The organism is Aeromicrobium sp. PFPM2_SD2 (genome assembly GCF_057364525.1).
Genome location: NZ_JBNFNZ010000039.1, coordinates 1 through 11003 on the forward strand (window position 1 = coordinate 1; position 11003 = coordinate 11003).

Here is an 11003-nt window from a genome sequence, read left to right on the forward strand (position 1 = left end):
GGCGCAGGACGACGCGGACGCGGCGGTCGCGAAGCGACGGGCCAGGCCGCGGCCCTGCGGTCCGGTGCCGCCCAGGACGGCCACGGTCCCGAAGTCGGGGGTCGGCTGCTCGGTCACGTCGTGCTCCTCTCGAGGGGTGCCTGAAGGCTGTCACACCCTCTGTCTGCCCGGGCGGGCCACCCGGCCCGGGACTACGATCGGGGCGTGACCCAGGACCCCAGCCGCCCCTCCGTCCTCGCCGTCCCCGTCACGGTGACCATCCCCGAACGGGTCGGCCTGGGCGGCGGCGCCGTCGTGACCGTCAAGCTCGTCGACTCCAAGAGCGAGGTGCTGGCCGCCACGAGCGTCGAGACCACCTCCATGCCGGTCGAGGTGACGCTGCAGACCGACGTCGCCGACGTGCGCAACCCCCAACGCCTGTTCCTGTGGGGACGGCTGAACAGCACCGTCGGCGTGTGGGGCACCGTGGAGCTGAAGAAGGTCCGCGACGACGAGAGCGAGCTCGCGCTGACCCGTGTCGACGGCGGCGCCGGAGACTGATGCCGCGCTCCAGTGCTGTCGTCACCCACCTGACGAAGGACGACCTGGCCCGCGACGAGCCGGTCCTGCCCCGCATCGCCCGGCTGCTGCGGCCCTACCGCGGACGCATCGGACTGGTGCTCGTCGCCGTCGTGGTCGCCGCCGCGCTGACGTCCCTGGTGCCGTTCCTCACCCGGGCCGTCTTCGACGACGCGCTGTTCCCGCTCGACGGGGGCGACCCGCGGCTCGGCCTGCTGGGCGTCCTCGTGGCCGCGATGTGCCTGATCCCGGTCGTCACCGCGCTCATCGGCATCGGGCAGAACTGGCTCACGTCCACCATCGGGAACTCGGCGATGGCCGACCTGCGCGGCGACCTGTTCGCCCACCTGCAGCAGATGGAGCTGGCGTTCTTCACCGCCACGAAGACCGGCGCCATCCAGTCGCGGCTGGCCAACGACGTCGCCGGTGTCCGCACGGTGCTCACCGACACCGCCACGACCATCGTGCAGAACTCCGTGACGGTCGTCGCCGCGGTCGTGTCGATGCTGCTGCTGTCGTGGCAGCTCACGCTGCTGACGCTCGTGCTGATGCCCTTGTTCGTCTGGATCCAGCTCCAGGTCGGACGCCGGCGCCAGCGGCTCGCCCGCCGCACGCAGGAGTCGCTGTCGGAGATGACCGCGATCACCGAGGAGGCGCTGAGCGTCTCGGGCATCCTGCTGTCGAAGGTGTTCAACCGCGCCGACTCCGAGGTCGAGCGCTACCGCGAGGCCAACCGCGAGCAGACCCGGCTGCAGGTCGAGCAGGCCATGACCGGCCGGACGTTCTTCGCCACCGTCCAGACCTTCTTCGCCATCACCCCGGCGCTCATCTACCTCGTGGCCGGCCTGCTCATCACCGGACGACTGCCCGGCGGCGAGGACGCGCTCACCGCCGGCACCCTGGTGGCGTTCACGACGCTGCAGTCCCGCCTGCAGATGCCGCTGCTGCAGCTCATGCGCGTCACCCTGGACGTGCAGACGTCCCTCGCGCTGTTCCGTCGCATCTTCGAGTACCTGGACCTCGAGCCGGCCATCACCGAGCGTCCGGGCGCGGTCGCGCTCGACCCGGCCACCCTGCGCGGACGCGTGGAGCTGCGCGACGTCTCGTTCCGCTACCCCGAGCCGCGTGAGCTCACCGGCTCCGCCCGGCGGGCACGGTTCGGCGACGCCGGGCCGCCAGGAGCGCATCGAGGACGCCGACGCCGTCCCGGGCTCGGGCTGGGCGCTGCGCGACGTCTCGCTGGTCGTGGAGCCGGGCCAGCTCGCGGCGCTCGTCGGGCTGTCCGGCTCGGGCAAGACCACCGCGTCCTACCTCGTGCCGCGCTTCTACGACGTCACCGAGGGCCAGGTGCTCATCGACGGCCACGACGTGCGCGACCTGACGCTGTCGTCGCTGGCCGACGCGGTGGGCATGGTGACCCAGGAGCCGTACCTGTTCCACGGAACCATCCGCGAGAACATCGCCTACGCCAAGCCCGGGGCGAGCGCCGCCGAGATCGAGCGCGCGGCCCGTGACGCGAACATCCACGACCGGATCATGAGCTTCCCGGAGGGCTACGAGACGGTCACCGGGGAGCGCGGCTACCGGCTGTCCGGCGGCGAGAAGCAGCGCCTGGCCATCGCCCGCGTGCTGCTCAAGGACCCGCGCATCCTCATCCTCGACGAGGCCACGAGCGCGCTGGACACCGAGACCGAGCGGCTCGTCCAGGAGGCGCTCGAGCGCGCCACCCGCGAGCGCACGACCATCGCGATCGCGCACCGGCTCTCGACCATCCGCAAGGCCGACGTGATCTACGGCCTCGAGGACGGGCACCTGGTCGAGTCCGGCACGCACGAGGACCTGCTCGCGAACGAGGAGGGCCTGTACGCGCGGCTCTACCGCGAGCAGCTGACGAAGCCGGTCGGCCCGGCCGGTCGCCGGGCCGACGTCCCGCTCTGAGCCGTAGGCTGCGGGCATGGACGACGCCGGCACCGTGACCTACCTGCTCGTCGACGGCGAGAACATCGACGCGACCCTCGGGCAGTCGATCTTCGGCCGCCGCCCCCAGCCGCAGGAGCGTCCCCGCTGGGACCGCCTGCTCCGCTTCGCCGAGGGCCACTGGGACCAGCCGGTCAAGGGCCTGTTCTTCCTGGCCGTCAACGGCGACCTGCCGATGCCGTTCGTCCAGGCGCTCATCGCGATCGGCTACCGTCCCGTGCCGCTGTCCGGCGGGCCCGACGACAAGGTCGTCGACATGGCCATCCAGCGCACGCTGGAGGCCATCGCGCAGCGCGACGACGACGTCATGCTGGCCAGCAACGACGGCGACTTCCTGCCCCAGATCGAGACGCTCGTCGACGGCGACCGCCGGGTCGGCGTCATGGGGTTCGAGGAGTTCCGCAACAGCGGCTTCCACGCCCTGGAGCACCGCGGCCTGGAGCTGCTGGACCTCGAGCACGACGTCGAGGCGTTCAACGTCGTGCTGCCGCGCCTGCGGGTCATCCCGATCGACCAGTTCGACCCGCTCGACTTCCTGTAGGACCTCACCGCGGCTCGGCGCTGCCGAGATGTGGACGCGAAGGCACCACGATCCAGCGGATCGTGGTGCCTTCGCGTCCGGATCGTGCCGGAGGGCCTACAGGGCGAGGCCGACGTACTTGGTCTCGAGGTACTCCTCGATGCCCTCGGAGCCGCCCTCGCGGCCGAAGCCGGACGCCTTGACGCCGCCGAACGGCGCGGCCGGGTTCGACACGATGCCCTGGTTCATGCCGACCATGCCGGTCTCCAGGCCCTCGTAGACGCGGATGGCACGCTGGTAGTCCTGGGTGAAGGCGTAGGCGACGAGGCCGAACTCGGTGTCGTTGGCCATGGCGATCGCCTCCTCGTCCTCGCGGAAGGTGAAGACCGGCGCGACCGGGCCGAAGATCTCCTCGCGGAAGACCCGCGCCTCCTGCGGGACGTCGACGAGCACCGTCGGCTCGTAGAAGTAGCCGGCGCCGTCCACGGCCTTGCCGCCGGTGAGCGTCTTCGCCCCGTGCTGCACGGCGTCGTCGACGAGCTCGGCGACCTTGTCGCGCTGCTTGGCCTCGACGAGCGGGCCGACGTCGACGCCGTCCTCGGTGCCGCGGCCGACCTTCAGCCCGGCCATGCGCTCGGCCAGGCGGCGGCTGAACTCCTCGGCGACGGACTCGTGGACGATGAACCGGTTCGCGGCCGTGCACGCCTCGCCGATGTTGCGCATCTTGGCGAGCATCGCCCCGTCGACCGCCTTGTCGAGGTCGGCGTCGCCGAACACCAGGAACGGCGCGTTGCCGCCGAGCTCCATCGACAGGCGCAGCAGGCCGTCGGCGCTCTGCTCGACCAGCGAGCGGCCGACCTCGGTGGACCCGGTGAACGTCAGCTTGCGCAGCCGCGGGTCGCGGATGATCGGCTCCATGACGTCGCCGGTCGACTTCGTGGTGACGACGTTGAGGACGCCCTTCGGCAGGCCCGCCTCGGCGAGCAGGTCGGCCAGGTAGAGCATCGTCAGCGGCGTGAGGCTGGCCGGCTTCATCACCATGGTGCAGCCGGCGGCGATGGCCGGGCCGATCTTGCGGGTGCCCATGGCCAGCGGGAAGTTCCAGGGCGTGATCATGAGGCAGGGGCCGACCGGCTGCTTGAGCGTCAGCAGGCGGGTCGCGCCGTTCGGCGAGACCGAGTAGCGGCCGGCGACGCGCACCGCCTCCTCGGAGAACCAGCGGAAGAACTCGGCGCCGTAGGCGATCTCGGCCTTGCTCTCGCTGATCGGCTTGCCCATCTCCAGCGTCATGAGCGTGGCGATCTCGTCGGTGCGCTCGACGATCAGCTCGAACGCCTTGCGCAGGATCTCGCCGCGGTCGCGCGGCGCGGACGCGGCCCACTCCTTCTGCGCGGCGACGGCGGCGTCGATGGCCGCCTTGCCGTCGGCGGGGGTCGCGTCGGCGACCTCGACCAGCGTCTCGCCGGTGGAGGGATCCTCGACGGCGAAGGTGCCGCCGCCCTCGGCGGCCCGCCACTCGCCCCCGATGAACAGCTGGGGCTTCACGGACTCGACGACGCTCTTCTCGCTCTTCTCGCTTCGCTCGCTCATCGGCCGACCTCCGTGAAGATCGCACGGTACGGACGTCCGCCGATGAGATTCCTGATCCGTCGCTCGCTTCGCTCGCTCATGCTCCCCACGCTAGGTCGCCGGGCCGCACCTCACACTTCGTCGGGCTCCTCCTGCCACGTGCACACGCACGCCTCGTTGCCCTCGGCGTCGGCCAGCACCCACCAGCTCGGCGCGTGCTCGGACGTCTCCAGGTGCCCGCCGGCGGCCAGCGCGGCCGACACCCGCTCGTCCGCGTGCGCGGCCGGCACCCACACGTCCAGGTGGATGCGGTTGCGCTGCGTGCGCGACTCGTCCATGGGCTGGAACCAGATCGTGGGCCCGACGCCGGTCGGGTCGACGAGGTCGATCGCGTCACCGCGCCGGCGCTCCTCGTAGCCGAGGACGGCGGCCCAGAACGGGCGGATGCGCGCGGCGTCCCGGGTGTCGATGGCGACCTGCAGCGTCTGGGCCGGACGCGGCGTGGCGGTGACGTCCATCTCGTCCAGCAGGGCCGAGATGCGCTGGGCCAGGCGCACGTCGCGCTCGCTGAGCCCGCCCACGTCGTGGGAGACGAGTCGCACACGAACCGACCCGTACCGCAGGTCGACGTCGGGGTGGTGGTCGACGGACTCGGCCAGGTCGCCGATGAGCGTCACGAGCTCCAGCCCGTGGGCGAAGTCGGACGTGTCGAGGCTGGCCAGCAGCGTGCCGTCCTGCACGGTCCAGTGGCGCGGGTCGACGCCGGCGGCCGCCTCGGCGGTGGTGATCGCGGTCATGGAGCCCATCGTGCGCCGCGCCACCGACAGCGTCCAGACGTCTCGCGCGCTGGGACCGCTCGCCCTGGCACCGACGGACCGCCCGTGGTGCACTGAAGGCCTCTCCCGTTCTCGCTGCGAGGCGCCATGGACACCCTGCACGCCCTCGGCCTGCTCGTCGCCGAGCCGCCCGGCCTGATGCCGGCGCGCCAGCAGATGGCGCTGTCGTTGGGGTGGCACATCGTGCTCGCCTGCTTCGGCGTCGCGTTCCCGTCCATGATCTTCGTGGCCCACTTCCGCGGGGTGGTGCGCGGGGACGCCGGCGCGCTCGTCCTGGCCCGGCGCTGGGCCAAGGTCTCGGCGGTGCTGTTCGCGATCGGTGCGGTGTCCGGCACGGTGCTCAGCTTCGAGATGGGCCTGCTGTGGCCCGGGCTCATGGGTCCGTTCGGTGACGTGCTGGGCCTGCCGTTCGCGCTCGAGGGCCTGTCGTTCTTCGTCGAGGCGATCTTCCTGGGCCTGTACCTGTACGGCTGGGACCGGATGGCCCCGCGGCTGCACCTGCTCATGCTGGTGCCGATGGCCGCGGCGGGGGTCGTCGGGACGTTCTGCGTCGTCTCGGTCAACGCGTGGATGAACAACCCCACCGGCTTCCGGATGGTCGACGGCGAGGTCACCGACGTGCGTCCCTGGCGGGCGATGTTCAACGACGGCGCCCTGCTGCAGTTCGCCCACATGTGGATCGCGGCGTTCATGGTCGTGGGCTTCGTCGTGGCCGGCGTCTACGCCGCCGGGATGCTGCGCGGACGCGTCGACCGCCACCACCGCCTCGGGTTCACCGTCCCGTTCGTGTTCGCCTCGGTGGCCGCGGTCGTGCAGCCGTTCGTCGGGCACGTGCTCGGCCTGCGGCTGGGCGAGACGCAGCCGAGCAAGCTGGCCGCGTTCGAGCTGGCGACCACCACCGAGCAGCCCGCGCCGCTGCGCCTCGGGGGCCTGCTGGTCGACGGCGAGGTGCGGGGGGCGATCGACGTGCCGCGGATCGGCTCGTTCATCGCCCGCGGCTCGTTCGACAAGCCGGTGCAGGGCCTGGACACCATCCCCGTGCAGGACCAGCCGCCGGTCAACATCACCCACCTGGCGTTCCAGACCATGGTCGGCATCGGCACGCTGCTGGCGCTGGCCGTGGTGTCGTTCTGGCTCGCCCGCTGGCGCGGCCGGCACCTCACCGACCACCGCTGGTTCCTGCGCGCGGCGGTCGTCGCCGGACCGCTCGCCGTGCTGGCGATGGAGTGCGGCTGGGTGGCCACGGAGGTCGGCCGCCAGCCCTGGACGGTGTGGGAGGTGCTGCGCACCGAGGACGCGGCCAGCACCAGTCACGGCCTGTGGTGGAGCCTCGGCGTCACGACGCTGGTCTACGTCCTCATGACCGTGGGTGCCGTCGTCGTGCTGCGCTCCATGGCCCGGCGCTGGCGGGCGGGCGAGGAGGACCTGCCCGTGCCGTACGGGCCCGAGCCGGCCGACGCGCGCAGGAGCTCGTCGTGAGCGTCGCGGTGGTCGTCGCGGTCGCCCTCTTCGTGGGCGTGGTCTGCTACGCCGTGCTGGGCGGGGCCGACTTCGGCGCGGGCTTCTACGACCTCACCGCCGGCGACGCGCGCGAGGGCAGCCGGGTGCGCCTGCTCGTCGACCACAGCATCGGCCCGGTGTGGGAGGCGAACCACGTCTGGCTCATCTACGTGCTCGTCATGTGGTGGACGGCGTTCCCCGAGACGTTCGCCGCCGCGACGACCACGCTCATCCTCCCCCTCGCGCTGGCGCTGCTGGGCATCGTCCTGCGCGGCGCGAGCTTCGCGTTCCGCAAGTACGCCGGGACGCTCGGCCAGGCCCGGCTGTTCGGTGCCGTGTTCGCCACCAGCTCGCTCATCACCCCGTTCTTCCTCGGCACCGTGGCCGGGGCGATCGCGTCCGGACGCGTGCCGGCCGAGGGCGAGGGCCCAGTGCTGGACTCGTGGCTGCACCCCACGTCCCTGTTCGGCGGACTCATCGCCGTGGGCACCTGCGTCTTCCTGGCCGGCACCTTCCTGACCGCGGACGCCGAGCGCGCCGGCCAGCCGGACCTGGCGTCGCGCCTGCGCGTCCGCACGCTCGGGGTGGGCGTCCTCACCGGCGTGGTCGTGCTGGTGGCTCTGCTGCCGCTCCAGCACGACGCCCCGACCCTCAGCGAGGGCGTGCGCGGCCAGGCGGCGCCGCTCATCGTCCTGTCGGCGGTGTGCGGGGCGGCGACCCTGGTGCTGCTGTGGCGGCGGCGCTACGGGATCGCGCGGCTCGCGGCCGTCGGAGCGGTCGGCTCGGTCGTCACCGGCTGGGGAGTGGGGCAGTACCCCTGGCTGCTGGTCGACGAGGTGACGATCGAGGACGGCGCCGGGGCGCCGGCGACCCTGCGGGCCCTGCTCGTCGTCGTGGTCCTGGCCGGGCTCGTCGTCCTGCCGCCGCTCGTCTACCTGTTCCGGCTGACCCAGACCGAGCGGTGGAGCCGCGGCTGAGGGCTACTTCTCCCGGTGGAAGCGGGGCAGCTGGCGCACGCGGACGACGACGAACACGGCGATGACCACGAGCACGGCCAGGATGACCAGCTTCTGGAAGGTGTCGGCGTACGGCTCGACCTCGGTCCAGTTCGCGCCCAGCCGGTAGCCGGCGATCACGAAGATCGCGTTCCACAGGAAGCTGCCGGCCGTGGTGAACAGCAGGAACAGCCCGACGTTCATCTTCTCCACCCCGGCGGGCAGCGAGATGAGGCTGCGGAAGATCGGCACCATCCGGCCGAAGAAGATCGCCTTGTAGCCGTGCTTGGCGAACCACGCCTCGGTGCGCTCGAGGTCCTCGATCTTCAGCAGCGGGACGTGCTCGAAGACCCAGGCGGCGCGCGGACGTCCGAAGGCGCGACCGAAGCCGTACAGCAGCAGCGCACCGACCACCGAGCCGAGCGTGGTGGCGACCAGCGCGGCGGTGAGGCTGAACGTGCCCTGGGCGGCGGCGAAGCCGGCCAGCGGCAGGATGATCTCGCTGGGGATGGGCGGGAAGACGTTGTCCATGCCGACCGCGATCGCGGCCCCGACCGGGCCGAGGGCGTCCATGAGGCTGACGACCCACCCGGCGAGGCCGTCGGTGGGGGCGCCGGGAGCGGCTTCGGTCAGGACGAGGGAAGTCACCCGGCGAGACTAGCGGGGACGCCTGAGGCGATCCTGTGACTGCACCCGCGTCCGCGCGATGATCCGGCCATGTCGTTCCAGGCGTACCTCGACGCGATCGAGGACAAGACCGGCCGCACCCCGCGCCAGCTGCTCGAGGATGCCGGGGCCCGCGGGTACGGGCCGGGCACGAAGGCCGGTGAGATCCTCGACTGGCTCAAGGCCGACTACGAGCTAGGCCGCGGGCACGGGATGGCGATGGTGCACGTCATCACCAAGGGGCCGCAGATCAGCGACAAGCACGTCGGCACGAGCGGCAGCCACCGCGACGTGTCCGACACCTTGTGGCTCGACGGGAAGGCGACGAAGCCCGCTCAGCCGTAGAACTCGCCCGCGGCCGCGCCGCCGCCGCCCGCGTCGTCGTGGGCCATCGGCGTGAAGCGCGAGTAGTGGCCCTGGAAGCTGACCGCGACCTTGGAGACCGGGCCCGAACGGTTCTTGGCCACGATGATGTCGGCCTCGCCGGGACGCTCGGACTCGCCGGCGCCGGTGGCGTCGGGACGGTGCAGCAGCAGCACCATGTCGGCATCCTGCTCGATCGAGCCGGACTCGCGCAGGTCGGAGATCATCGGCGTCTTGTCGGTGCGCTGCTCCGAGCCACGGTTCAGCTGGCTGATCGCGACGACCGGGACCTCGAGCTCCTTGGCCAGCAGCTTGATCGCACGCGAGAACTCCGAGACCTCGACCTGACGGTTCTCGACCTTCTTGCCCGAGCTCATCAGCTGCAGGTAGTCGATGACGACCAGGTCGAGCCCGAACTGCTTCTTGATGCGCCGGGCCTTGGAGCGGATCTCGGGCATCGTCAGGTTCGGGCTGTCGTCGATGATGATCGGCGCGCCGTTGACCTGCGGCATCGCGCGGCTGATCGCGTCCCAGTCGCGCTTGGACATGCCGCCGCCGCGCATGTGGTGGATGGCCACCTTCGCCTCGGCCGAGAGCAGACGCATGGCGATCTCCGAGCCCGACATCTCCAGGCTGAAGATCGCGCAGGTCTTGCGGTTCTTGATCGCGGCGGCGCGGCAGAAGTCCAGGCCGAGGGTGGACTTGCCGACACCGGGGCGGGCGGCGACGACGATCATCTGGCCCGGACGGAAGCCGGTGGTGAGGCGGTCGAGCTCGGGGAAGCCCGACGCCAGACCGGCCATGTCACCGTCGCGGTTCTGGATGTCGTCGATCTCCTGGATGGTCTCCGGGATCAGCTCGGTCATCTGCCGGTAGTCCTCGGCGGCGCTCGCGCCGTCGACGTCGAGGACCGCGGCCTGGGCGCGGTCGACGACCTCGGCGATCTCGCCCTGCTCGGCCCAGCCCATCTGCGCGATGCGCTGGCCGACCTCGACCAGGCGGCGCAGGACGGCCTTCTCGCGGACGATCTCGGCGTAGAAGTCGACGTTGGAGGCGATCGGCACGCTGGCGACCAGCGTGTGCAGGTACGGCGCGCCGCCGACCTTGGCCAGCTCGCCGCGGCGCTGGAGCTCGGCGGCGACGGTGATCGCGTCGGCCGGCTCGCCGCGCTGGGACAGGTCGGAGATGGTCTCGAAGATCAGCTCGTGGGCCGGGCGGTAGAAGTCACGCCCCTCGAGGATGTCGGTCGCCGGGTCGATCGCGTTCTTGCTCAGCAGCATGGCGCCCAGGACGCTCTGCTCCGCCGGGATGTCCTGCGGCGGGACGCGACCGAGGTCGCCCTCCTCCGGCTCCGGCTCGGCGGCATACAGATCCGTGACGCTCACGCAGCAAGTCCCCTCTCGTCCGCACGCACTCTGCCGGGCACCTCTGACAACCATCGTGCGCCGGTCCGACGCGTCACCGTAGGACGCGCGCCGGGTGGTCTCCAAGCCCGTCGTGAACACCCCCTGTGCACAGGTCGTCCACGGCTGTGGGAAACGCCGCGAACCTGTGTGCACAGTCTGTGGAACAACCTGGGGACGAAGCGCCGCGCGAGGCGCTCAAACCGCCTCTGACCTGCACGAACGCGGTGCACACGGTGTGCACACAAGAAAGATCTCCCGGCCCGGCCGTCGGTGCAGACTTGTCGACACGGCAGGCTGTCCCCATGCGTGAGATGGACCGCCGGATCGTGACGATCGCGGTGCCGGCGTTCGCCGCGCTGGTCACCGAGCCGCTGATGCTGCTGGCCGACACGATCGTCGTCGGGCACCTGGGCACGGTGCCGCTCGCCGGGCTCGCCGTGGCCTCGACCGTGCTCGGCACCGTCGTCGGCCTGTGCATCTTCCTGGCCTACGGGACGACGGCGACCGTCGCGCGGCTGCAGGCGCGGGGGGACGTGGCGGGGGCGCGTCGCGAGGGCGTCAGCGGCGTGTGGCTCGCCGCCGGCCTCGGCACGGTGCTCGCCGCGGTCCTGGC

General features: G+C 71.6%; 11 protein-coding genes and 1 pseudogene. 8 read left to right on the forward strand and 4 right to left on the reverse strand.

Going from position 1 to position 11003, the window contains the following annotated elements:
• Positions 1–204: 204 nt before the first annotated feature.
• From AC2W7G_RS03820 to AC2W7G_RS03835, 4 genes and pseudogenes are all read left to right on the forward strand, one after another.
• On the forward strand, positions 205–540 hold the full coding sequence (locus AC2W7G_RS03820) for a YbaY family lipoprotein (protein ID WP_485867268.1): 336 nt from the start codon (positions 205–207) through the stop codon (positions 538–540).
• Positions 540–1442, forward strand: a pseudogene (locus AC2W7G_RS03825) (ABC transporter transmembrane domain-containing protein); the annotation flags it as partial. The gene AC2W7G_RS03820 and the pseudogene AC2W7G_RS03825, both read left to right, overlap by 1 nt.
• A 361-nt stretch (positions 1443–1803) precedes the next feature.
• Positions 1804–2496, forward strand: coding sequence for an ABC transporter ATP-binding protein (locus tag AC2W7G_RS03830; RefSeq protein ID WP_485867269.1), 693 nt, complete (start codon positions 1804–1806; stop codon positions 2494–2496).
• A gap of 16 nt (positions 2497–2512) precedes the next feature.
• A complete protein-coding gene (locus tag AC2W7G_RS03835; RefSeq protein WP_485867270.1) occupies positions 2513–3076 on the forward strand; it encodes an NYN domain-containing protein in 564 nt (187 codons plus the stop codon).
• A gap of 96 nt (positions 3077–3172) precedes the next feature.
• Here AC2W7G_RS03835 and AC2W7G_RS03840 read toward each other — a convergent pair whose 3' ends face one another.
• Positions 3173–4645 carry an NAD-dependent succinate-semialdehyde dehydrogenase gene (locus tag AC2W7G_RS03840; protein ID WP_485867271.1) on the reverse strand — a complete coding sequence of 491 codons (1473 nt, stop codon included), beginning with the start codon at positions 4643–4645 and terminating at the stop codon, positions 3173–3175.
• Between the two features lie 110 nt (positions 4646–4755).
• Positions 4756–5421 (reverse strand): VOC family protein, encoded by a 666-nt coding sequence (locus tag AC2W7G_RS03845; RefSeq protein ID WP_485867272.1) that lies wholly within the window; start codon positions 5419–5421, stop codon positions 4756–4758.
• A 126-nt stretch (positions 5422–5547) separates the two neighbouring features.
• Here AC2W7G_RS03845 and AC2W7G_RS03850 point away from each other — a divergent pair, with 126 nt between their 5' ends.
• Both AC2W7G_RS03850 and AC2W7G_RS03855 read left to right on the forward strand, forming a co-directional pair.
• Entirely contained in the window at positions 5548–6939 is a 1392-nt protein-coding gene (locus tag AC2W7G_RS03850) for a cytochrome ubiquinol oxidase subunit I (RefSeq protein ID WP_485867273.1), read from the forward strand.
• Complete coding sequence (locus tag AC2W7G_RS03855) at positions 6936–7937, forward strand: cytochrome d ubiquinol oxidase subunit II (protein ID WP_485867274.1); 1002 nt, start codon at positions 6936–6938, stop codon at positions 7935–7937. Before AC2W7G_RS03850 ends, AC2W7G_RS03855 begins: the two co-directional genes overlap by 4 nt.
• Before the next feature lie 3 nt (positions 7938–7940).
• Here the strand turns inward: AC2W7G_RS03855 and AC2W7G_RS03860 are convergent, their stop codons facing one another.
• Entirely contained in the window at positions 7941–8603 is a 663-nt protein-coding gene (locus AC2W7G_RS03860; protein ID WP_485867275.1) for a DedA family protein, read from the reverse strand.
• A gap of 69 nt (positions 8604–8672) precedes the next feature.
• On the opposite strand from AC2W7G_RS03860, the gene AC2W7G_RS03865 reads away from it, so the two are divergent.
• Positions 8673–8966 carry a DUF4287 domain-containing protein gene (locus AC2W7G_RS03865; RefSeq protein ID WP_485867276.1) on the forward strand — a complete coding sequence of 98 codons (294 nt, stop codon included), beginning with the start codon at positions 8673–8675 and terminating at the stop codon, positions 8964–8966.
• Here AC2W7G_RS03865 and dnaB read toward each other — a convergent pair.
• Positions 8957–10369, reverse strand: a complete 1413-nt coding sequence (gene dnaB, locus AC2W7G_RS03870) for a replicative DNA helicase (protein ID WP_485867277.1) — start codon at positions 10367–10369, stop codon at positions 8957–8959. The genes AC2W7G_RS03865 and dnaB overlap by 10 nt on opposite strands.
• 323 nt (positions 10370–10692) lie before the next feature.
• Between dnaB and AC2W7G_RS03875 the strand changes: the two genes are divergently transcribed.
• Positions 10693–11003: MATE family efflux transporter (locus AC2W7G_RS03875; RefSeq protein WP_485867278.1), on the forward strand; the 311-nt coding region annotated here is incomplete at its 3' end.

Bases quoted from the DNA above. Each gene is read 5' to 3' on its own strand.
- AC2W7G_RS03850 (WP_485867273.1), top strand. From the start codon at position 5,548: ATGGACACCCTGCACGCCCTCGGCCTGCTCGTCGCCGAGCCGCCCGGC.
- AC2W7G_RS03845 (WP_485867272.1), bottom strand. From the start codon at position 5,421: ATGACCGCGATCACCACCGCCGAGGCGGCCGCCGGCGTCGACCCGCGC.
- AC2W7G_RS03840 (WP_485867271.1), bottom strand. From the start codon at position 4,645: ATGAGCGAGCGAAGCGAGAAGAGCGAGAAGAGCGTCGTCGAGTCCGTG.
- AC2W7G_RS03865 (WP_485867276.1), top strand. From the start codon at position 8,673: ATGTCGTTCCAGGCGTACCTCGACGCGATCGAGGACAAGACCGGCCGC.
- AC2W7G_RS03835 (WP_485867270.1), top strand. From the start codon at position 2,513: ATGGACGACGCCGGCACCGTGACCTACCTGCTCGTCGACGGCGAGAAC.